The following is a 23,390-nucleotide window of genomic DNA, read 5'->3' on the forward strand; positions in this document are numbered from 1 at the left end:
ATGTCCGCGCTCTCGTTTTTTTATGTCTGTTTTCCCCGAATTTCCGCGCTTTTCGTCATGCCGGAATTTTCCGCCACGCGCTTCAAAAAAACAAAAAAGGCGCGGAGTTTTTTTGCTCCGCGCCCGCAAATTTTCGGGAAAATCGTTCCGCAATCCGCGCTATTTTACGATATCCACGCCTTTGGGTTTTTCGATTTTGCTCGAAAACGTGCCGTCGGCGTTTTTGCGCCATTCCACTTTTATATCGCCCTGCGGCGTGGGGTAGACGACTTTCGCGTAGTCTTCGAAGAAATTGGGTTTGAACGAAATTTTCGTCCAGCCCGCAGCCTCCTGCTTAACGCCGCCGAGGATTTGCGGCAGCATGAACACCGGGTGCGCGCTCCACGCGTGCGAGTGCGTGTTCCACGGCTTTTCCTTGAAGTCTTCGAATGTCGTGCCGTATTTTGTGTAGTTTTCCCAGTTGCGTTTGATGTATTCGTAGACTTCGCGGTTGTAGCCTGCGTCGCACATGACTTTGATGACGTACACGGTCCAGAACGCGGACGGCGGAGCTTTGAATGTTTTTTCGCCCTTGATGTAGGGCAGTAGGATTTCGTTTTTCGCCTTTTCGAAGTCGAAGCCCTCTATGTTGCACATGCGTGCGAGCACCTGCGCGTGGACGCCCGTTTCGGGGTTGAGTTTGCCGTCGGGCAGAATGCCGTCGGAAATCAGGCCGTCTTTCCTGAGCAGGTTGTCGGTGATTGCCTTGCGGACTTTTGCGGCGCGTTCTGCGTACATTTTGGCGTCGCCGCCGATTCCGTTTTCGGCGCAGAGCTTTTGCATGCTTTCGAGCGCGTTGAGCAGCCAGAAATTCAGGATTGCGGGCTGTCCGTTTTTCTGCGTGGGAGTCCAGTCGAGGAAGAGCCAGTAGCGGGGATCGAATTCGGCAAGCCCCGTCTTGGGGTTGGTGATTCCGTCGAAGTACGAGAGAATGGAGGCCACCGTGTCTTTGTGCGAGAGGTAGGCTTCGGGGTTGCCCGTCTGCCAGTAGTGGTCGTAGACGGTGAGAATCCACGTCAGGGCGAAGTCGGGCAGAATGCAGGAGTGCGCCATTGTCGGAGCGTGCCCGTAGGTAAGCCCGTTGGGGGCTTTTTGCATCGAGATTGAGCGAATGCCGCGGCGCATCAGACGCGCGTCGCCCGAAATGAAGAATGTGTTCCACGACTGTACGCGGGCGTCGCCCCACCACTGCGCCTGTTCGCGGTATGGGGTATCGACGTAGGCGTCGAGCGAGCATATTTTCTGGGTGTGTTTGCAGGTTTTCCAGATTTCGTTGACGAGGGCGTTTGAGGTTTCGAATTTGCCCCTGTCGCCGAGCGGGTACGCGCTCCACATGAGAGACGGCGTGATTTTAAGCGTCGAGTCTGGATTGTTTCTTACCCTGATTGTCATGTAGCGGACGCCCATGATGTTGTAGAACTGGTGGGTTTGGTCGCCAGCGCGGCAGACGAGCCTGTTTCCGTAGGCGGGGGAGGAGCCGCCTGTTGACAGTCCCGTTCCGTTTTTGAGGATTTCAGTCGTCAGGATATCGACGATTTCCCCGCCTTTCGCGCCTTCCACTTTAAGAATCGGCATGCCGACCTGCATTCTGCCCATGTCGAAAACGAACGACTGCACGGCGTCCTTGCTCGGCTTTGCCTCGACGCTCTTGACGTTTTCGGTCTTCATGACGTGCGGGACGTTTTCTTCGCCGATGAGCTTTGCGACGTCGAACACGCGTTCGGCGTTCGACCCAGATTTCCCCTCGCCGCGAGAGACGAGGGCGGTCGGGAAGATTTCAAATTCCTCCAACATTGGAATCATGCGCGACTCCATCGAGTAGTAGGGCATGATATTGTAGTGGAAGCATTGGGGGGTGTTCCAGCCGGAGTCGTCGAAGTCGGCGTTTATCCAGTCGGGATTTTCAACGCGCAGGTCGATGTGCTCCTGATTGTTCAGCTGGATTGTGAATTGGGCGGTGTTTCTGTCGCAGCCGCTTTGGCGGCGCACTTTTACCTTGCCGTCCGACAAAATGTTTTTGCCGTTGCCGAGTTCAAGCGCGAAGATGAAGCCCGCGCGTCCCTGCGTGATGTAGCCGAATGTGCTGCGCCCCGCGTTGTAGGCGCGGACGGCGATTATGTTTTTGCCTTTTTTGAGGTATTTGGCAACATCTATTTCGTCGAAAGGCCACGAGTGCTGGTAGCCGCGCGCGGGGCCGGAGCACACGAATTTGCCGTTAATGAAGAGCCTGTAAGACTGGTCTGCTGTGATGAAAAGCGGGGCTTTTTTCGGAACTGCGTCGAGGTCGAAAGTTTTGCGCCCCACACAGTATGTGTTTACGATTTCGGCGAAAGCCGCGGGGTATTTGTCCCACAGCCATTTTGCCGATTTGAGCGATTCGGGAATGTTGCTCCAAATTGCGGGCGTTTCCTTTATCGGCGTGAATTTGTTTTCAACCGCAAAAAGCGGCGCGGCGAGGGTCGCGGCGGCTGCGGCAAGCAGAATTGCGTTTTTTATCATGTGCGTTTTTTCCTCCGTAATGTGTGAATCTTTTTGAAAGTTTGACATTATTGCGCTTTTCGGCCGCTCTTTCAAGCAGAAAAAAACGTTTGTGGTTGACAAAACCGCGATTGAAAAAAACATCGTATTCAATGGCATCAAAAGCGGTATACTTCATTACGGCAGACGACGATTTTATCGCCGCCAACCGCGCGCGCGAAATCTTCGACGAACTCTCCGCCGACGTTCTTGACGAAATGTCCCTCGAAATCATTGACGGCGCGGCGGGAAAGACCGACGAAGCCGTTTCCGCGTGCGAAAAAACCATTGCCGCCGCCGCGACTCCCTCGATGTTCGGCGGCAGGAAAGTTGTGTGGCTCAAAGGCGTGAACTTCATTTCCGACGGCGTGGCGGGGCGCTCCGAGGGCACGAAAGCCGCGCTCGCAAAACTTGCCGAATTTCTGGAAAAGCTCGCGCCCGACGTCGCGTCGGTTGTGGTAAGCGCGTTTCCGGTGGACAGGCGCAAGCCGTTTTTCAAAAAGTTGCAGTCGTTTGCAGAGTGCGAGGATTTCCAGAGCAAAGATCCCGTTTCGGCGTGCGCCGAAACGATTTCGCGCCACTGCCGCGTAAACAAAATCGCAATCGACGGCGGCGCGGCGGAAACGCTTGCGGCGATTGTCGCGGGGAATCCGCGCATGGCGGTTTCGGAAATCGAAAAGCTCGCGACCTACGCCGGCGGCGAACGCCCGATTTCCGAGCGCGACGTTATCGAAATGGTGCCGATTTTCGGCGAGGGCGGCTCTTTCGACATCTCAAACGCATTCTATTCGGGCGACTTGGCGGCGGCTCTCGCTGCGCTCAAACGCTATTTCTTCGCCAACAAAAAGGCGTCGGCGCGTCCGATAATCACTTCGTTGCAGAGGCAGAATTCGCTTCTGATTCAGCTGAGGTCGCTCATGGACGGCGGTGTTTTGGCGAAGTCGGCGTATCCGCAGCCGAGGGGCGCGGTCGAGGCGGCGGCGGGGCGTTTTGCCGAGGCTTTCGGCGACGCCGACGAAAAATCGAGCTACAACATTTTTTCGCAGAACGCGTGGTATGCGGGCAACAAGCTTGCGCCGATGGCGGGGGCGACTTCGCTCAAAAGGCTTATCGACTGCCAAATGAACCTCGCAAAGGCGTTCGAAGACCTCATCAACAGACCAAACTCCGACGAGCAGGTTATGCGCGATTTGTTCGTGCTGTGCATGTCCAAATAGAAATGCGGCGCGTGTTCAAAGTGGTGTTCGTTTTGCTCGCGGCGTTCGCGCTTGCGGGGTTAGGGCTGTTTGCGGCGGCAAACCTTGCGATTGCCTCATACGGGGTTTCCGACTCTCTCGACAACGTGCTTCCGCGCAAATATGCGCTTCTTTTGGGTACGTCGAAGTTCACGCGCAGCGGCATGGTGAACCCGTATTACAGGTACAGGATTGTCGCGGCGGTAGAGCTGTACAAGGCGGGGAAGGTGAAAAAGATAATCGCAAGCGGCGATAATTCCTCCAAGTACTACAACGAACCCGCCACCATGCGCGACGACCTCGCCGCGGCGGGCGTCCCGAAGGACGACATTTTAATGGATTTTGCGGGCTTCCGCACGCTCGATTCCGTCGCGCGGTGCAAGTCGAAATTCGGCGTTGAAGACCCCCTTATAATCACGCAGGCGTACCACGCAAAACGCGCCCTCTATTTGGCGGACAGGCTGGGGCTCTGCGGCGCGGCGGCGTATGCGGCAAAAGCCCCCGACAGCGCGTCGTACAGGCTGCGGAACGAACTGCGAGAGTCGCTCGCAAGGACGTTGGCTTTTTTGGATACCTCCGTTTTCGGCACGCGCCCGAAGTTCGAAGACTGACGCGTTTGCGGGTAGGGCGCGCGGTTGCTTTTTCTTTTGCGGCTTAGCATGCAAATTTGCGCATTGTGTTGGCGGCTTCGATTGAGCTTTTCCGCAAATCGGCGTTGGGAATACGGACGCGCTGCGCGGCGCGTTTTACGCGCAAAGGGCGCGTGTGTTTTCTTTGTCGGCGGATTTTTTTCGGCGCGGGAAAATCGCGGTAGTTTTGTTTTGCGGAATCGGATACTTCGCGCTTTGCCTTACTTTTTTCGGCGTGTGAAACGCCGTCCGCCGTAGGCGCGAACGAGTCGGGCGTTTTGCGTTTTGCGCGGCGCAAAAAAAAGCCGAAAGCGGTGCGGCTTTCGGCTTTTCGATATTTGCGTGTTTTGTTATTTCACGTTTACGATTTTGAACTGCTCCTTGCCGTCCTTGTCGAACCACGAGAGCCTGTACTTGCCCTTGAAGCCGCGGAATTTTACGTTGCCGTCGGCGTCGGGAGAGGCTGAGAGGTTTGTGCGCCATTCGCGGTTTATGAGCTCGTCGAGCGCGTAGAACGCGGGCTTGGGGTTCATGCCGCGCGTGAACAGCCCCGAAAGCGAGGGTTCGCCGGGCGCACCGCAGTCGTCTACGACATTCCACCATGTGATGCCCATAAGCGGCTTTATGCTGAACCACAGGCGGTAGATGTTGCGCGTGATGATAGCCTGAATCATGCGCCCGCGTTCGGTTGTGTCTACGGCGGTAATCGTGATTTCGCTCAGGTGGATTGGCCTGCCGACGTCGATTGTCTTCATTGCGGCGTAGACGTCCTTGGGGTTGATTCCCGCGGGAATCTTGCCTTCGGAGACTTCCCGACTCGTCTTGGGGTTGAAAAGGTGCATTTGCGCTCCCACGATGTCGATTTTGCAGCCGCGCGAGATAAGCTCCTTTATCTGCTTGCGGTAGGGCGGCATGAGATGAAAGTCGTTTATGTTGAGCTTTACCTTTTCAGGGAAGCTTTTTTGCGCCGTCTGGAAAGACTTGTAGGTGAAGTCGGAGGGCATAAGGCCGCCCCACGCGCCGAACGTCTTCATGAGCGTTGCGCCTTTCGCCTCGTCGAAACGCCCTTTCGAGTACGCCATTGCCGATTCGTTTACGACGTCCCAGCTGTCGACCGTGTCTCCGTAGTATTCGGCGATTTCCCTGATGTGCTTTTCGAACGCGCGGTTGAGGTTTTCGGCGAAGACGGGGAATTTTTCTGAGAGCTGTTGGGGCGTCGTATTTTTGAACGCCTCCGTGTACTGTTCCGAAAGGCTCTTGTTGCCGTAGACGGGGTAGGCTTTGAGCATTTCCTTTTCGAATGCTTCGCGCTCCTTCGGGTCTGTCAGGCAGCTTTTGATGAGCCAAGCAGGCATGTGCCACGAGCGGTTGTCCCAAATGAGCGGGTGCCCGTGTATGCGGATTCCCATTTGCTTGCAGAATTTGATGACGTTTTCGGGAGCGGGGCGACGCCAGTGCGGCTCGGTTTTGGGCGATTTCGTTTCAGCCCAGAATTTCTGTCCGTCCCAGTATTCGGAGTTGAAGCGCGGGCGTCCCTGCTGCATTTCGAAAGTATACCAGTAGAATGAGACCGTTGCGGAATTGAAGAGCGTGCCGTAGAGAGCCTTGTACTTTGCGTCGAGGGCGGGGTCGCCGAGCTGGTCGAAGTTGAAGATGTGCGCGCCGAAAATGAAGTCATGCGAAATCTGCTCTACGACAACCTGCGTGCCGTCCTTGACTTGCCCGACGTTTACGACGGCGTCCGCCTTGCGGTTCGCCTCGATGTCTGCGTCGATTCGCTTTTGAAGTTCGGGGTTCCAAATGTCCCAATACTTTTGGGTCATGATGTTGCCTGTATCCTCAGCGGCGTTCTTTGGGATTTTTACGTCGCTTGCGAGCGAAGTAAATGCGGTTAATGCTGCGAGCGCGCCCGCCATCATATATTTTATCCTCATAATGCTTCCTTGTTTTAAGGTTATTTCACGTTTACGATTTTGAACTGCTCCTTGCCGTCCTTGTCGAACCACGAGAGCCTGTACTTGCCCTTGAAGCCGCGGAATTTTACGTTGCCGTCGGCGTCGGGAGAGGCTGAGAGGTTTGTGCGCCATTCGTGGTTTATGAGCTCGTCGAGCGCGTAGAACGCGGGCTTGGGGTTCATGCCGCGCGTGAACAGCCCCGAGAGCGAGGGTTCGCCGGGCATTCCGCAGCCGTCAACAACGTTCCACCAAGTGATGCCCATCATCGGCTTTATGCTGAACCACAGGCGGTAGATGTTGCGCGTGATGATTGCCTGAATCATGCGCCCGCGCTCGTCGTCGCCGGCGGCGGTGATTGTGATTTCGCTCAAATGAATGGGTCTGCCGACGTCGATTGTTTCCATGATTTTCCTTACGCCGTCGGGTCTGATTTTTTCGGGAATGTTGCCTGCGGCGATATTGAGGCTCGCCTTGGGGTTGAAGATGTGCATTTGCGAGCCTACGATGTCGATTTTGCAGCCGCGAGAAATCATTTCCTCAATCATATTGCGGTAGTCTTTCGACATTATGTAGTCGTTGATATTAAGTTTCACTTTTTTTGGGAAGTGTTTTTGCGCCGTTTGGAACGCGTCGAACACGAAGTCGGCGGGCATGATTACCCCGAAGCGCGATTTCATCAGCTTGTCGCCGTCTTTGAAGCCGCCCTTGGAGTAGGCTTCGGCGGCCTCGTTTACGACGTCCCAGCTGTCGACCGTGTCTCCGTAGTATTCGGCAAGCTCTATTATGCGTTTTTCGAACGCCTTTTTGAGGTTTTGCGCGAGCACGGGGAACATCTTGGAGAGGTCTTTGCCCGTGAGTTTTTTGTAGTTTTCCGTGTACTGTTCGGGCTTCGGGCGCACGCCGAATTCGGGCAGTTTTGTGATAATGTCGCGCATGAAAACCTCGCGCTCCTGCGGGTCCGTCAGGCAGGAGTCGAGCAGCCAAGTGGGAATGTGGAAAAACCTGATGTCCCAAATGAGCGGGTGCCCGTGTATGCGGATTCCCATTTGCTTGCAGAATTTGATGACGTTTTCGGGAGCGGGGCGACGCCAGTGCGGCTCGGTTTTGGGCGATTTCGTTTCAGCCCAGAATTTCTGTCCGTCCCAGTATTCGGAGTTGAAGCGCGGGCGTCCCTGCTGCATTTCGAAAGTATACCAGTAGAATGAGACCGTTGCGGAATTGAAGAGCGTGCCGTAGAGAGCCTTGTACTTTGCGTCGAGGGCGGGGTCGCCGAGCTGGTCGAAGTTGAAGATGTGCGCGCCGAAAATGAAGTCATGCGAAATCTGCTCTACGACAACCTGCGTGCCGTCCTTGACTTGCCCGACGTTTACGACGGCGTCCGCCTTGCGGTTCGCCTCGATGTCGGCGTCGATTTGCTTTTGAAGTTCGGGGTTCCAAATGTCCCAATACTTTTGGGTCATGATGTTGCCTGTATCCTCCGAGGCGTTCTTTGGGATTTTTACGTCGCTTGCGAGCGAAGTAAATGCGGTTAATGCTGCGAGCGCGGTTGTAATGATTATTCTTTTTGCCATATGCGAAAACCGTTATATGCGTTGCGGATTTTTTTCAAACGTATTGTCCGAAAAATTTGTTAAACTGTTTACTTGACTGGGAAGCGCCGCTGGTCGGGCGATATGGCGATGCTCGGGGGGGGGGACGGCAAAATAATCTTGTGTTTTCGGCGGGGATATATTTTATTCCAATTAGCTTATTCTACATCAGACAAGTAAACACACCAAGGACAATATATGATAGGAAAAATAGCACTTGCCGCAGTTCTCGCGCCGACCGCGCTTTTCGCGCACTGGTCAAACACAACGGGCGGAAACGGCGACAGCGTCGACAAGGGAAAATACGCGTGCGCCCTCATTTCTAACGGCAGCATTTCCACGCAAATCGACAATCTCGGCGTGCAACGCCAAAAGAAATACGTTTCGTTCACGCCGCAAGTCGCATGGGAGGGGCGCCGCTACGGCGCGCCGAAAGACGCGCTGATTTCGCACGGCTACTTCGACACCGCCTTTTCGGTGGACGGCAAGGTTCAGGACAAACCCGTGAAGTGGTCGCAGACGCTCGACAACAAGTCGGCGTTCTCCGAAAACACCGTGGAATATCCCGACGCCACAGTAAAGACCGTAGCGTTCGTTCCGGCGGGGCACGACATGCTCGTGGTAAAAAAAGTCATCACCCCCAAGAAAGAGGGCGCGGTGAAGTTCGATTTCATCTACAAGTTCGCGCCGCAGACGCGTTTCAAGGAGCGCGAACGCGTATCGACTGTAAACAAAATCATAGAGCCGAACCGCGCGACTTTCGAATACGTGGCAATCGGCATGAAGACGTACAAGGGCATGATTTCGATTATGTCCGACTTTCCGTCCGCACCGAGCTTCCCCGACGGCGACACCGCCGTTCTTGCGTCGGAGGCAAAGGCGTCGCCCGCAAGCCCGATTGAAATCAACTATTTCGTCTCGTTCAACGACAACTACGGAAAGCCCGACTACAAAGCCGCCGACTCCGCCGCAAAGGCGTTCGTGCTCGCAAACGGCTACGACAAAATTTTCGCCGAGCACAAAAACGCGTGGGCGAAATACTGGCAGGGCTCGCATATCAACATTCCCGACAAGGAAATCGAAAAGACATACTACACGGGTCTGTACCACCAGCGTTGCAACTCCACAAAGTGGTCTTTGCCCGTGGGCGTGTTTGTCGGCTCGCACTGGGACGGCAGATTCTTCGGCTGGGACGAGGCTTTCAACTCGATGGCGTTTGCAACAAGCGGCAAGTTCGAGCACTCGCGCAAGGTTTCCGACTTCCGCACAAGCCGCATCTGGAAGGCGACTTATTGGGTGAACAAAGACGGCAAAAAACGCAGCAGCGGCGCGCGCTTCGTATGGGAATCGACGGAGGAGGGCGACGAAGCCGCGCCGTTCGGCTTTTGGATGGAACACATCTTCCACATGTCGAACATGGTCATGGCGACGTGGGGGCACTACCTCTATTCAAACGACGTGGACTTCCTCAAAAAGAACTACGAACTCATGGTTGAATCGTGCCTCTACTACGTCAAGAACCGCCTTTACAACATCGACGGCAAGCTCAAAGTGGGCTACTGCACCGACCTCGAAAGAATGGGCGAGGCAAAGCTCAACCCCTTCATGACCTCCTGCGGAATCATCTATTCGCTCGAAAAAACCGCCCAAGCCGCCGACATATTGGGCGTAGACAAAGACCTCGCAAAGCAGTTCCGCGAGACCGCCGCAAAGCTCAGGCAGTCGCTCCCCAACGACGGCGAAAAATACGTTCCCTACGAAGGCAGCAAAGACTACTCCATCGGCAGCGTCGGCGGATTCTATCCGTATTCCGTTCTCGACCCCAACAACCAGCTCGCAAAAAAAGCCGTCTACGACTTCCACAAGAATATCGACAAGGGCGGCAACATGTATGAAATGGGCAAGGGCGTAAACGCATGGTACGCGGGCTGGATGTCGTCGGCTCTCGTGAACTTCAACGACAGGGAAAATCCCGCCCAGCTGCTCGCGGGCGCGGCAAAGGAGGTCGGCTCGTTCTACGACACCTACGAAATCAACGAGCCCGCCAACAAAGTCCAGAAGTGCCCGTGGTTCTCGACGGGTTCGGGCAACTTCGTCTACGCGCTCAACCAGATGCTCGCGCGCTGCACGGAGGACGGCAAAATCTACGTCTGCACCTCCGTTCCCGATTCGTGGAACGACATCGACTTCAACCTGCCGTGCTACGGCGGACTTTGGCTGAAAGCCGACATCAAGGACGGACGCCTCGCTTCCGCCGAGCTGTACGCCCGGGGCAAGGGCAAGAACGGGGCGGAACGCACGGTCGTGATTCCCTCGCGCTTTGTGGATACTTCGCGCATTCTTGCCAAATGGGTCAAAAACGGCGACTTTATCGAAATCAAAGCCGAATCGGGCAAAAAGTTCTACAAATAGTCTCCGTTTCGGAGCGCAAAAAGGCGGATTTAAATCCGCCTTTTTTTGCGCCTGCGCTCCGCGCCTACAATCGCGCGACGAATCCGAATGTTTCGCGCAGCGCCGCCGCGTATGCCCTGCCGTGGCATTCCGATATGTACATATGCGCGGCGTTCGCAATTTCGACATGCCGCGCTTTCGAAAGCTTCTTTGCAAGCTCTCGGCACTGGTCGCGCAGAATGTCGCAGCCCGACGAAACCAGAAGCGTCGGCGGAAGCTCCGCAGTCCTGTCGTAGAGCAGCGGCGACGCGTATTGAGAGAGCCGCTGTTCGGGCTTCGGCAGGTACGCGAGCGTGAACGATTCCATCAACTCGGCGTCGAGCGCGAATCCGCTTCCGTATTTCCGCCAAGACTCGCAGTTTTGCGGCTCAAACACGCTTGCCACGGGGTAGTATAAAATGAGTCCGTCGGCTTGTTTTTGCGATTTTTCGATGAGTTTTATTGAGACTGCAAGCGCAATATTTCCGCCGGAGCTGTCGCCCGCAAGCGCGAATTTTCCGCTCGAAATCCCCAGCTTTTTCGCGTTTTCGCGGACGTATTCGAACGCCTCGAAGCATGCGCGGGGCTGTTCGGGGAATCGGCGTTCTGGCGCGAGCGGGTAGTCTACCGACACCACGGCGCAGTTCGCTCCCGCGGCGAAATCGTTGCAGAATTTCGACTGCGCCCGTCCGAGCGTCCAGCCGCCGCCGTGGAAATACACCGCGCATTTGCGGCAGTTTTTCGGCGCGTAGACGAATGCCGAAAGCTTGCCGCAACTTGTGGGGATTTCCGTTTTGCGTATTTCTATGTTCAGGTCGGGCGTGAACGGTTCGGCGGGCATTGCGCGTGCGCAGCGCAGAAATTTTGGCTTTCCGCCGATTGCGTCGGCTATCGCGTTGCGGAGGATTTCCGTTCGGCGTTGCGTAAATTTTTTTACGAATTTCGCGGTTTCCGACTTCGGAACGGAAGTGTCGATGAGTGGCGTAAAATATTTTTTTTGCATTTTCTGTCGGCGAAAAATTCGGGCGGGGAATTGCGGTTTGCCTGCGCCGCTTGCCGCCGCCCGCGTTTTTATTCATACAAAAAAGCGGAGGGCGCAAAGCCCTCCGCCTTTTGCGGAATGCGGTTTTTATTCTTCCGTCAGCTGGGTATCCGCGCCGTCGGGAGCGTCGTCAGAGGCGTTTGAGGAAGCCTCCGCGCCCGCGTCGCCGTCCTTGATGTCCACAATTCGGCAGATGCCTATGAGCTTGTCGCCCTCCGCGAGGTTGATAAGCCTTACGCCCTGCGTGGTGCGTCCGATTACGCGAATGTCCTTTACGGGCGAGCGAACCGCCTGTCCCGCGTGGGTGAACATCATGATTTCGTCGTCTTCGCGAACCGAAAGCGCGCCCGCGACTCCGTGTGTTTTAATTGCGATTACGCCCGAACCGCCGCGGTTTTGCAGTCTGTATTCGTCGTAGTTCGAACGCTTGCCCTGACCCATTTCGCCCGCGATGAGCAGCGTGGCGTCGGGGTCTACAACGACAATCGCCTTCACGCAGTCGTTTTCCTTTTTGAGGCTTACGCCGCGCACGCCGCGCGTGTCGCGACCCTGCGCGCGCAGGTCGGCTTCGTTGAACCTAATCGACATGCCCGCGTATGTAATCAGGACTATGTTGGAGTCCTGCTCTGTGAGCACAACGCCGATGAGGTCGTCGCCGTCGTCGAGGTTGATTCCCTTGATGCCTCCCTTGCGGCAGTTTTTGTACTCGGAGAGCATTGTCTTTTTGACGACGCCGTTTTTGGTAGCCATCACGAGGGCGTGTTTGTCGTCGTCGAGGCTCTTTACGCAAATCATTGCGGCTACTTTTTCGTCGCTTTTGAGGTCGAGCACGTTCTTGATTGAGCGGCCCTTCGAGACGCGCGAGCCTTCGGGAATTTCGTAGACCTTTTCGACGTACACGCGGCCGTTGTTCATGAAGAACATGATGTAGTCGTGCGTGGAGGCGGTGAAGATGTGTTCGATGAAGTCTTCGTCGTACTGTCCGCTGCCGATTACGCCCTTGCCGCCGCGTTTCTGCGAGCGGTACGCGCTTACGCCAGTGCGCTTGATGAAGCCGTTGTGCGAGACGCTGATTATGCAGCCCTCGTTCGCGATGACGTCTTCCATGCGGAATTCGCCCTCGGCGGCTATCAGTTGCGTGCGGCGCGGCGACGCGTATTTTGCGCGCATTTCCATCAGCTCCTTTTTGATGACGGAAAGCAGTTTCTTTTCGCTTTCGAGAATCGAGCGGTACTCTTCGATGAGCCTCATCAGCTCCATGTATTCCTGCTCGATTTTCTCGCGTTCTAGACCCGTCAGCTGGTGGAGTCGGAGGTCGAGAATCGCGTTTGCCTGACGTTCCGAAAGCGGGTATTTTGCCATCAAAGCGGTTTTCGCCTCGTCCCTGTCTTTCGACGCCCTGATGATTTTGATGAAGTCGTCGAGGTTGTTGAGGGCGATTTTATAGCCCTCCAAGATGTGCGCCCTGTCTTCGGCCTTGCGCAGCAGGAACTGCGTTCTGCGGTAGACGACCTCGCGGCGGTGCTCGATGTAGCATTCGAGCATTTCCTTCATATTCATCTGCTTCGGCTTGCGCTTGTCGATAGCAAGCATTATCACGCCGAACGACGATTCAAGCTGCGTGTGTTTGAAGAGCTTGTTGAGCACAACCCGCGGGGCTTCGCCGCGTTTAAGCTCTATCACAACGCGCGTGTTTTCGTCGGACTCGTTGCGGATATCGCTTACCTCTGTGAGCACTTTTTCCGACACGAGTTCCGCGATGTTTTCAACCAGCGAGTTGCGGTTTACGTTGTACGGAATTTCCGTGATTACAATCTGCTCCTTGCCGTTTTTCAGCTCTTCGACCGTCGCCACGCCGCGCACTTTCACGATTCCGCGACCCGTGCGCATGTAGTTTTCGATTCCAGATTTTCCCACGATTACGCCGCCCGTCGGGAAGTCTGGGCCTTTGATTACGTTCATCAGCTCCGCGAGCGGAACTGCGGGGTTGTCGATGAGCATGCAGATTCCGTCTATAAGCTCCTCCAAATTGTGCGGGGGAATGTTCGTCGTCATGCCGACCGCGATGCCCGTCGAGCCGTTCATCAGGAGTGTCGGCAGGGCGGAGGGGAGAACCGTGGGTTCGGAAATCGTCTCCTTGTAGTTGGGCATGAAGTCCACGGTGTCGCTGTCGATGTCGGCGAGCAGGTCTTCCGAGATTTCGGCGAGTTTACATTCGGTGTATCGGTAAGCCGCGGGAGAGTCGCCCTCAATCGAGCCGAAGTTGCCCTGCGGAATCACCAGCGGATAGCGCATAACCCAGTCCTGCGCGAGGCGCGTGAGGGTGTCGTATACGGACGAGTCGCCGTGCGGGTGGTAGTTTTTCAGCACTTCGCCGACGACGCCCGCGCATTTGTCGAACGCGCGGTTGTGGAGCAGCCCTTCGCGGAGCATTGCGTAGAGCACGCGCCTTTGCACGGGTTTGAGGCCGTCGCGGGCGTCGGGCAGGGCGCGGGAGATGATGACCGACATCGAGTAGTCGATGTACGCGCTCTGCATTATCTGCGTAATGCTCGATTCTATTATTTTTTCATTTTCGGTATACATTTTAAATTCCTTCGGTTAGATGTCGAGGTAGGACGCGTTGAGCGCGTTGTCTTCGATGAACGCGCGCCTAATCGGAACGTCCTCGCCCATGAGCATTGAGAACGTTGCGTCCGCCGCCGCGGCGTCTTCGATTGTGACTTTCAGGAACGAGCGTTTTGCGGGGTCCATCGTGGTTTCGAAGAGCTGTTTTGCGTTCATTTCGCCAAGCCCTTTGTAGCGTTGGATTGACATGCCCGTTTTGCCGAATTCGCGGATTTTCGCCACCAGTTCGAGTATCGAGAAAATCTTTACCGACTTCGCCTTGCCCGATTCGCCCTTTTCGGCAATCACGTAGCGCGGCTCTTCCGACGGTCTGAACGACTCCTCCGCAAGTCCCGATTTTGCGACCTCCGCGAGCATTTTTTCAAGCGGCGCAGATTCGTAGATTTCGTAGACGTTGATTCTCTGCTGGACTTTCACGCCGAGTTCGTTCACGACTTCGCGCACCGTGTTGCCCTCGAAGATGTCTTCGGGGTTGCCGTATTCGATGTAGAACGACGAGCGTTCGTCGTCGGAGAACAGGTATTTAAATTCCTCCTTGTTGCCCGTGCGGATTCTTGCGATGTACTTGGGCAGCTTGCCGTCGCGGTTGGTGTCGAGGTATGTCGCCAAGTCGCAGCCGTAGCGGGTGATTCCGTGCCCGAGCGTTTCGATTCTCGCGAACGCCTCCACGAGCTTGTCGAGCTTCGTTTCGGGGAATTCGAAGTTGTCGGAAAGCCTTGTGAGGGTTACGTCGGCCGAGCCGAGGTTGAGCAGAATTTTGTTAAGCTCGGCGTCGTTCATGACGTAAGTTTCCTTCTTCTTCCTCTTGATTTTATAGAGCGGCGGCTGGGCAATGTAGACGTAGCCGTTTTCGATAAGCCCGCGCATCTGGCGGAAGAAGAACGTAAGCAGCAGCGTGCGAATGTGCGAGCCGTCGACGTCGGCGTCGGTCATGATTACCACCTTGTGGTAGCGAGCCTTAGAGGCGTCGAACGCGCCTTCGCCCGATTCGCCGATGCCCGTGCCGCACGCTGTGATGATTGTGCGCACTTCCTGATTGTTCAGAACCTTGTCGAGCCTCGCCTTTTCGGTGTTGATGATTTTGCCGCGAATGGGGAGAATTGCCTGATATTTTCTGTCGCGCCCCATCTTCGCCGAACCGCCTGCCGAGTCGCCCTCGACGATGTAGAGTTCGCAGAGAGCGGGGTCTTTTTCGGAGCAGTCGGCGAGTTTGCCGGGGAGTCCGCCGCCCGACATTACGGTTTTGCGGACGGTTTCGCGCGCCTTTCTTGCGGCGTCCCTCGCGCGGGCGGCCATCACGCATTTGTCGATGATTTTCTTCGCCGTGGACGGGTCTGTCTCGAAAGCGTATTTGAGCTTTTCGCCGACGATTTTCTGGACTATGCCGTCAACTTCGCCGTTCGAAAGCTTTGTCTTTGTCTGCCCCTCGAAGCGAGGTTCGGGAACTTTCACCGAAATCACCGCCGTCAGACCCTCGCGGCAGTCGTCGCCCGAAATGGACGGGTCTTTGTCTTTGAGCAGGTTGTTTGCCTTTGCGTAGTTGTTTACCACGCGCGTGAGAGCCGTGCGGAAACCGCTCAGGTGCGTGCCGCCCTCGACGTTGAAAATGGAGTTCGCGTAGGCGTAGACCTGTTCGGTGTACGAGTCGTTGTATTGGAGCGCGATGTCAACGACGATGTTTGAGTCGCTCCCTTCCGCAGCGGGCGCGGAGCCGCCGAAAGCTATTACTTTCGGGTGCACCGTCGTCTTGTTGCGGTTGAGGAATTCGACATATTCCGCGATGCCGTTGCTGAATTTGAATTCGTCGGAGTGGTTTGTGCGTTCGTCGCTGAGCGAAATCGTGATTCCGGGGTTGAGGAACGCCAGTTCGCGCAGACGCTTGGAGAGGATTTCGTACTTGAATTCGCGCGTGAGCGTGAAAATTTCGGGGTCGGGCAAAAACGTGATTTTCGTGCCCGTCGATTTCGTGTTGCCGATTACCGTCATCGGCGTGATTGTCTTGCCGCGCGAAAATTCCATTTTGTAGATTTTGCCGTCCTTGCGGACTTCCACTTCGAAGTGTTCGCTGACCGCGTTTACGCACTTCGCGCCGACGCCGTGCAGCCCGCCAGACACTTGGTACGCGCCCTTGCCGAACTTGCCGCCCGCGTGGAGGTTTGTCATCACGAGTTCGAGGGCGGGGATTTTGTATTTCGGATGTATGTCCACGGGAATGCCGCGTCCGTTGTCTTCAATAGAGCACGAGCCGTCGGAGTGCACAGCAACCTTGATTTGCGTGCAGTAGCCCGCGAGGGCTTCGTCTATGGAGTTGTCGACGATTTCGAATACGCAGTGGTGGAGTCCGCGTTCGTTTGTGTCGCCGATATACATGTCGGGGCGTTTTCTTACGCCCTCCAAGCCTTCGAGCTTTTGGATTTTCGACGCATCGTACCTGTCGTTTTGTTTGATGTCTTCTGGCATATTTTGATGTATTTTATTGTGTTTAAATTGGAAATTCGCGCCGCGTTTTCCGTGTCCGAAAAGCGGAACGCGCCGCGGTTTTTGCGGCGTTGCGGAAAGTGCCGCCGTGCCCCGAAAAAACAGGCACAGCCCACCTTTGTCCGAATCCGTATTTAATATATAAGAGGGGGCGCGGCATGCAATACTTTTAATCCGAAATATGCAAAAAAAACGCCGGTTTTTCTTCGCGAAAATCGGCGTTTTAAAACGGACGGCGAATGCGTTTTTTGTCTGGTTCGCGCAACCGCCTTTTTTGGGAAAAGAGGGGGGCTTATTTTGCGGGCGGTTCGGTCCACTTGCCCTCCGCCTTGATGAATGCTATCAGGCGTTCGATTGACTCCTCCTGCGGAATGTTTACCTCTATGCACTTGCGGCCTTTGTAGAGGTTGATTTTCCCCGGAGCGCCGCCGACGTAGCCGAAGTCGGCGTCGGCCATTTCTCCCGGTCCGTTTACGATACAGCCCATGACGGCGATTGTAACGTCTTTGAGGTGCTTTGTCGCCGCCTCGATTTTCGCGACGGCGTCCTGAATGTTGTAGAGCGTTCTGCCGCAGCTTGGGCACGCGATGTATTCCGCCTTCGAGCGGCGGGCGCGCGCGCCCTGCAAAATCGCCAGCGCGTACTCCGCGTTTTTGTCGGGGCAGGGGCAGATTTCGACCGACGCGATGTCGCCTATTCCGTCGGCGAGCAGCGAGCCTATGTAAATCGACGCCTCGTTGAGTTTGGAGAGCTCGTCGGCAGATTTGTTCGCGAGTTTGCTTTCGTCGAATTTGAGCCAGAGCGGATTTTTAAGCGAGTTTTCGCGAAGGGTTGCCGCGAACATTCTCGCCTCGCCGACCGCGTGCCTTGCGTCGGCGGGCGCGGGCGCGATAAACACGACCTTTGCGTTCCGCGCGGTGTCGGCGAATTTCGCGATGTCGGCGGTCGCGATTTCCGCGGCGACTGTCGCTCCGTCGGACAAGTCGGCGGCGAGTGCTTCGGGCGTTGCGTATTTGCCGATTTTAATTTTTCCGCCGAAGTCCGCCGCTCCGTTTTCGACCGAGAAGTCCGCCTTGACGCTCTTCCCGAACGACGCCACCGCGGGCACTGCCGACGCGCCGATTTTTCCGCCGGCAAGCGACGCCGTTTCGCGGCGGTTGTAGTTGTAGAAGTCTATTCCCTCGTCCTTTTGGGCGACTGCGCGTTCGGCGCGGATTTTCTCGGCGAGTCTCGCCAAGTCTTGCGCAACGGGGATTTCCTGCACGGGGTCTTCGGTCAGCGACACTCGGATTGTGTCGCCCAGCCCGTCGAACAGGAGTCCGCCGATGCCCATCGAGCTTTTGATTCGCGCGTCGATTCCGAAGCCCGCCTCTGTCACTCCGAGGTGGAGCGGGTACGAGAATCCCTCCTCCTTCATGCGTTTTGCCGCAAGCCTGTACGCCTGCGTCATCACGCGCGTGTTGCTTGCCTTGAACGAGAAGAGGAAATTGTGGAAGTTCAAGTCGCGGCAGATTCGCGCGAATTCGAACGCCGCCTCGACCATTCCGTATGGGGTGTCGCCGTATCTGAGGCGGATTCTGTCGGACAGCGAGCCGTGGTTTGTGCCTATTCTAATGGCTCTGCCAAGCTCCTTGCAGCGCAGTACGAGCGGCTCGAATTTTGCGCGTACTTTTTCAAGCTCCGCCTCGTATTCCGCGTCCGTATATTCGGTTTTGCCGTCGATTTTCTTGTCGGTGAAGTTCCCGGGGTTTACCCTGATTTTTTCGACGTGTTCCACAGCCTCCATCGCCGTTTGCGGCAGGAAGTGAATGTCGGCGACAAGCGGGGTGTCGAAGCCCGCCGCGCGGAATTTTTTCGAAATGTCTTTGAGTGCCCGCGCCGCGTCGAGGTTTTGCGCGGTGAGCCTTACGATTTCGCAGCCCGCTTCGGCAAGCTGAATGCACTGCTTCACCGAGGCTTCGACGTCGCATGTTTTTGTGTTCGTCATCGACTGCACGACGATGTGGTTGTTCCCGCCGATTTTCACGTTGCCCACGCTTACTTCGCGCGTGGGCGTGCGGACGCTGTTAAATCTGGATATGCAATAATTTCCCATGTTTAGAATTTTATTTCGTTCAAATAGTATTCGGAATTTTCCCCGCTTTCAAGCTTTGAATCGCCCGACCACCTCATGAATCCGTTGTAGACCACGAACGCCATGAGCGCAAGTAGCATTACCGAGAATCCGCCCTGAACCGCCGCGAAGAACGAGGGCGGCAGGGGTTTGCCGCGCAGTTTTTCGAGCAGGGCGAAGAGTATGTGCCCGCCGTCGAGCACGGGAATGGGCAGCATGTTGAGTATTGCGAGGTTTACGTTGAGAAGCACCGCGAACGACAGCACGAGCGCGAAGTCCGTAAGCGAAAGTTTGTAGATTACGCGCCCGATGTCCACGGGGCCGGCGAGGCTTTTTATGCCGACGTCGCTCTTGGGGTTCACGAGGCTCGACAGCGCGTTGTACGTTCTCGACAGGCTGTCGCCGAACTGTTCGGCGATTGTCGGGTGCGCGGTAATTGTCGAGGGGGCGAGCATGTAGCCTATCATGTTGCGCGTCTGCGGCGGCTCTATTTCCGCCTTTGCCGAAATCGGCATGGAGACGTCGTACATCTGCGGGCCGAGCATGTCGAGGCGCGGGCGCGTTTTTGCGCCGTTGACTGCCGCTTCGAGCCGCGCGAGCGAGTTTATTTCGCGCCCGTCGAGCGCGTAGAGCGTGTCGCCTACCGCGAATTTGTCGAAGACTTCCGCGCCGCGCTTTACCGAAAACACTTTGAGAAGCCCCGTGTCCGACTTCGGGTTTTTCCTGTTCGAAACCATGAACGAAACCGAGCCTTTTTCGTCGGGAATTTCAAGCGTTGCGAGGCTTTTTGTAAGCTTCACCCTTTGGGGCTTCGCCGAAATTTCCGTTTTCGCGCCGCCGCGCAGAATTTCGAGCTTCACGGTAGCCCCGTCTTTGAGGGAGTCGAGGTATGCGCCGAGTTGCGCGTTCGAGAAAATCCTGCGGCCGTCTATTCCGACAACTTCGTCTCCGACCTTTATTCCCGCCTTTCCCGCGGGCGAGTTCGGCATGATTTTCCCGACCGTCATCGGCGCGGCGGGCGACACCCCTATCATGCGGATTTCGTCGCCCGTGGAGACGTTTGTTTTTATTAGAATTGGATTGATTTTGACATTCAGTATTTTGCCATCGCGCCCGATTTCTAGGCTTGCCGACGGCTTTCCGTCGGCGTCGCGCCCAGAGCCGATTGCCACAAGTTCCACGATTTGCGAGAAGTCGCCTACTTTGCGGCCGTCGATTGAAACGATTTTGTCGCCCTCGCGCAGTCCAGCGAGTTTTGCGGGAGACTCGTGCTTGTTCCCGTCCACGTCGGTAATTTCGTTCGCCACAAAGCCCACCGTTGTGGACTCCATCGCCGCGCTCTGCTTTATTCCCATTACCCAGACTATCGCCGCCAACGCCGCCGCGAACAGCAGGTTGAAAAACGCCCCCGCCGCGCTCACTATGATTTTGTCGGCGCACGACGCCTTGGGGAGTTTTTCGGTTTCGCCGCCTTTGCCGCCTTCGAGCGCGCCCATGTCGGCAAGCTGGGGCAGGGCGACGTATCCGCCGAACGGCAGAAGCGAAATTATGTATTCGCAGCCGTCCCTGCCTTTTGCCGAAAAGAGTTTGGGCCCGAAGCCGATTGAAAAGCGCAGTATTTTCAGCCCGCGCATGCGCGCGGCGAGAAAGTGTCCGAGTTCGTGGACGAAAATCGAACCGCCGAAAAACAGCATCACGAGGGCGAATGCCCAAGTGTTCGAAAAAATGTCGGCAAACTCTCCCATGCTAAACAAGCGATGCTGCCGCTTCGCGCGCCTTTGCCCGCGCTTCGGCGTCCGCGGCGAGAACGTCGCCGAGTTCGGCGGGGTCTATTGCCGCCGTGGATTCGAGCGTCTTTTCAATCACCTGCGGAATTTTTATCCACGGCAGTTTTCCCGCGATGAAATTTTCAACCGCGACTTCGTTCGACGCGTTGAAAACGGTCGTCGCCGTGCCGCCCGCGCGGAGCGCAGCAAACGCGTGTTTGAGGCAGGGGAAGCGGTCGGTGTCTGGCGGGCGGAAGTCTACGACGAACGGCTTTGTGAAGTCGAGCGGCGGGCGCACGAAGTTTCCGCGTTCGGGGTAGAGCAGGCTGTGCGAAATTGCAAACGTCATCGACGGCGGCGACAAGTGCGCAATCACCGAGCCGTCCACGAACTGCACCATCGAGTGCACAAGGCTGTCCTTTTGGACGACCACCTGAATTTGGTCGGGCGAGACGCCGAAGAGCCACTTCGCCTCGATAACCTCCAAGCCCTTGTTCGCGAGCGTTGACGAGTCTATCGTAACTTTCGGGCCCATTTTCCAGTTGGGGTGTTTGAGCGCCTGTTCGGGGGTGATTGTGAGCATTTGCTCGCGCGTGTAGTCGCGGAACATGCCTCCCGACGCGGTGATGAGCAGCTTAGCGATGTCGCGCTTGCGCTCGCCGTTTATGCACTGGAAAATTGCGTTGTGTTCGGAGTCGAGCGGCAGCATTTGCACGCCCTTGCGCTCCGCGCCGCCCATCACGAATTTGCCCGCCATCACGAGCAGCTCCTTGTTTGCGAGCGCGATGTCCTTGCCCGCCTCTATTGCCGCGAGCGTGGGTTTGAGGGCGGTAGTGCCGACCACCGCCGCGACCGTCGTGTCGGCTTCCGAAAGGGTCGCGATTTCCGTAAGCCCCCCGATTCCGCCGTAGAGCTTGCGCCCCTTGAACAGCCCCGATTCCCGCGCTTCGGCGAGAGCCGCGTCGTCGAAAATTCCGACGTGCTTTACGTCGAACTCGTCGGCGATTTTCGCGAGTTTGCGGAAGTTCTTTTTGCCCGCGATTCCCACCACGTTGAGCCTGTCGCGGTTGCCCCTTACGACTTCGAGCGTGTTGTCTCCGATTGAGCCGGTCGCGCCGAGTATTGCCAAATTTTTTGCTTTCATTGTGCCTGTTATAAAATGATTGCCAAAATCAAAACGCCGAAAGGCGCGGAGAGCAGAAGCGAGTCCGCAAGGTCGAGCGCGCCTCCGATTCCCGGAATGAATTTGCCCGAATCCTTGACGTCCGCGCGTCTTTTGAGCACCGATTCGAGCAGGTCGGAAACAATCGCGACCGCCCCGATTAGCGTGCCCGCCGTCGCCGCGAGAATCGGCGTAAAGTTCTGCGGAAGAATCGGCGCGAAGCCCCGCGCGATTGCCGCCGACACCGCCGCCGACGAGAACAGTCCGCCGACCGCGCCCTCCCAAGTTTTGTTCGGGCTGATGTCGGGCGACATTTTGTGCCGTCCGAACGCCGCTCCTATGACGTATGCGCCGATGTCAGAGAATTTCGCCGCCGCCACAATCCAGACCGAGAGCACTACTCCCGTGTAGCGCGACGCCTCCGTCGCCGCCTCAACCCCCACGACCGCCAGCAGGTTCAGCGGGAGGGACACCGCAAACAGCGCGGCAATCGTCGGCAGAACCGTTTTCGCCGCGAAGTCGTCGTAGGGCGAGCGCACCGTGAGCATCGCAAAAAACGCCGCGAAGCACGCAAGCACAATCGCGCCGCCCGCGTTGTGGAGTATTCCGAAGTGCGGGAACGCCCACGCCGCCGCGAATGCCGCCGCCGCCGCCGCTTGCGCCGCGCCTTTCATGGGCTTCATTCCTAGCTTTTCGAGAAGTCCGAAAGTTTCGCGCAACGCGCCGCCCGCGAGAACCGCAAGCAGAGCCGTCCAGCCCGCCGCGCCGAAATAAATTACCGCGAGTATCGTGATTGTCCAAAGTGCGAGCGTGCTGAAAATGCGTGCGTACATAAAATTATTTGAGTTGGTCGCCCGTGAGTCCGTAGCGGCGTTCGCGGCGTTTGAATTCGTCTATCGCCTTGGCGAATTCGTCGCGCCCGAAGTCGGGCCAGTATGTTTTTGTAAAGTACAGTTCCGCGTATGACGACTGCATCATGAGGTAGTTGCTCAGCCGCATTTCGCCGGAGGTGCGCACAAGCAAGTCTGGGTCGGGAATGTCGGCGGTGTCGAGGTTTTCGGCAATCGTATCCCAAGTGATTTTGTCGATTTCGCCGTCGCGGAATTTTTTTGCAATTTTATTTACCGCCCTCGCAAGCTCGTCGCGCGAGCCGTAGTTGAGCGCGAGCACAAGCGTGCGTTCGCCGAAATTTTCGGTGAGTTTTTCGAGCCTGCGAATGTCGGCAATGCAGGCTGGGGGCAGGGCGTCGATGTCGCCTATCGTGCGGAAGCGGATTTTGTTTTTCGAAAAGTGTTTTTCGTTTTGCCTAATCGACGCCGACAGCAACGCCATCAGCGCGTCGACCTCCTCTTTGGGTCTGTTCCAGTTTTCCGAAGAAAACGCGTAGAGGGTGATGTATTGCACGCCGAATTCACGCGCGGCTTCGAGCACTTTTTCTATCTGCTTCGCCCCCTGTTTGTGCCCCTCTATTCTCGGCAGCCCGCGCTCTTTTGCCCACCTGCCGTTGCCGTCCATTATGATTGCCACGTGTCGCGGATTTTTGTCTTTCGGGGGATTTATGGCTGACGGTTCTGGCATAGGAAATTATAAAAAGGGGTCAGGCTTCCCACGGCACAGATGTCGTTTCACTACCGTTGCTTTCTTCCGAATCTGGCGGGGTTCGCGAACGGCAAATTGCATGGGGCCCGACCTTCCCCTTATTCCCTCAAATTTCCCCCGCCATTGCAAGACAAAAACGAAAAAATAGGGCGTTTCGTTTCGGGTTTTTTACGCCGTCTGTTCCGCCCTGCGCACGACTTTGCCGAAA

At 56.4% G+C, this 23,390-nt stretch carries 14 protein-coding genes and 1 other RNA gene; 3 read left to right on the forward strand and 12 right to left on the reverse strand.

What is annotated here, in order from left to right; translation table 11 throughout:
• Window positions 1-159: 159 nt before the first annotated feature.
• Window positions 160-2,538 (reverse strand): family 78 glycoside hydrolase catalytic domain, encoded by a 2,379-nt coding sequence (locus P3B99_000200; protein WYJ07551.1) that lies wholly within the window; start codon window positions 2,536-2,538, stop codon window positions 160-162.
• 131 nt (window positions 2,539-2,669) lie between these two features.
• Between P3B99_000200 and P3B99_000205 the strand changes: the two genes are divergently transcribed.
• Both P3B99_000205 and P3B99_000210 read left to right on the forward strand, forming a co-directional pair.
• Entirely contained in the window at window positions 2,670-3,773 is a 1,104-nt protein-coding gene (locus P3B99_000205) for a DNA polymerase III subunit delta (GenBank protein WYJ07552.1), read from the forward strand.
• A gap of 2 nt (window positions 3,774-3,775) precedes the next feature.
• Complete coding sequence (locus P3B99_000210; GenBank protein ID WYJ07553.1) at window positions 3,776-4,402, forward strand: ElyC/SanA/YdcF family protein; 627 nt, start codon at window positions 3,776-3,778, stop codon at window positions 4,400-4,402.
• Between the two features lie 368 nt (window positions 4,403-4,770).
• On the opposite strand, the gene P3B99_000215 is transcribed toward P3B99_000210, so the two are convergent.
• Both P3B99_000215 and P3B99_000220 read right to left on the reverse strand, forming a co-directional pair.
• Window positions 4,771-6,354, reverse strand: a complete 1,584-nt coding sequence (locus P3B99_000215) for an endo-1,4-beta-xylanase (GenBank protein ID WYJ07554.1) — start codon at window positions 6,352-6,354, stop codon at window positions 4,771-4,773.
• 20 nt (window positions 6,355-6,374) lie between these two features.
• A complete protein-coding gene (locus P3B99_000220; GenBank protein WYJ07555.1) occupies window positions 6,375-7,946 on the reverse strand; it encodes an endo-1,4-beta-xylanase in 1,572 nt (523 codons plus the stop codon).
• Window positions 7,947-8,162: 216 nt separating this feature from the next.
• Here P3B99_000220 and P3B99_000225 point away from each other — a divergent pair, with 216 nt between their 5' ends.
• Window positions 8,163-10,376, forward strand: coding sequence for a hypothetical protein (locus tag P3B99_000225; GenBank protein WYJ07556.1), 2,214 nt, complete (start codon window positions 8,163-8,165; stop codon window positions 10,374-10,376).
• 64 nt (window positions 10,377-10,440) lie between these two features.
• On the opposite strand, the gene P3B99_000230 is transcribed toward P3B99_000225, so the two are convergent.
• The 9 genes from P3B99_000230 to ffs form a co-directional block, all read right to left on the reverse strand.
• Window positions 10,441-11,397: an alpha/beta hydrolase gene (locus tag P3B99_000230; GenBank protein WYJ07557.1), complete on the reverse strand. Its 957-nt coding sequence runs from the start codon at window positions 11,395-11,397 to the stop codon at window positions 10,441-10,443.
• A gap of 126 nt (window positions 11,398-11,523) precedes the next feature.
• Entirely contained in the window at window positions 11,524-14,022 is a 2,499-nt protein-coding gene (gene gyrA / locus P3B99_000235) for a DNA gyrase subunit A (protein ID WYJ07558.1), read from the reverse strand.
• A gap of 15 nt (window positions 14,023-14,037) precedes the next feature.
• The gene (gyrB, locus tag P3B99_000240) at window positions 14,038-16,524 is read right to left on the reverse strand and encodes a DNA topoisomerase (ATP-hydrolyzing) subunit B (protein ID WYJ07559.1); all 2,487 of its coding nucleotides are present in this window, start codon (window positions 16,522-16,524) and stop codon (window positions 14,038-14,040) included.
• Window positions 16,525-16,834: 310 nt separating this feature from the next.
• Window positions 16,835-18,637, reverse strand: a complete 1,803-nt coding sequence (gene ispG, locus P3B99_000245; protein ID WYJ07560.1) for a (E)-4-hydroxy-3-methylbut-2-enyl-diphosphate synthase — start codon at window positions 18,635-18,637, stop codon at window positions 16,835-16,837.
• A 2-nt stretch (window positions 18,638-18,639) separates the two neighbouring features.
• Window positions 18,640-20,400, reverse strand: coding sequence for a site-2 protease family protein (locus P3B99_000250; GenBank protein WYJ07561.1), 1,761 nt, complete (start codon window positions 20,398-20,400; stop codon window positions 18,640-18,642).
• A 1-nt stretch (window position 20,401) separates the two neighbouring features.
• Entirely contained in the window at window positions 20,402-21,565 is a 1,164-nt protein-coding gene (dxr, locus tag P3B99_000255) for a 1-deoxy-D-xylulose-5-phosphate reductoisomerase (GenBank protein WYJ07562.1), read from the reverse strand.
• An 8-nt stretch (window positions 21,566-21,573) separates the two neighbouring features.
• On the reverse strand, window positions 21,574-22,416 hold the full coding sequence (locus P3B99_000260; protein ID WYJ07563.1) for a phosphatidate cytidylyltransferase: 843 nt from the start codon (window positions 22,414-22,416) through the stop codon (window positions 21,574-21,576).
• A 4-nt stretch (window positions 22,417-22,420) separates the two neighbouring features.
• Window positions 22,421-23,161, reverse strand: coding sequence for a polyprenyl diphosphate synthase (gene uppS, locus P3B99_000265; GenBank protein WYJ07564.1), 741 nt, complete (start codon window positions 23,159-23,161; stop codon window positions 22,421-22,423).
• A gap of 14 nt (window positions 23,162-23,175) precedes the next feature.
• An RNA gene (gene ffs / locus P3B99_000270) (signal recognition particle sRNA small type) lies at window positions 23,176-23,274 on the reverse strand.
• Between the last annotated feature and the right edge of the window lie 116 nt (window positions 23,275-23,390).

It is taken from the genome of Opitutia bacterium KCR 482 (assembly GCA_029269845.2).
In the GTDB taxonomy this organism is placed as follows: Bacteria; Verrucomicrobiota; Verrucomicrobiia; order Opitutales; family Intestinicryptomonadaceae; genus Merdousia.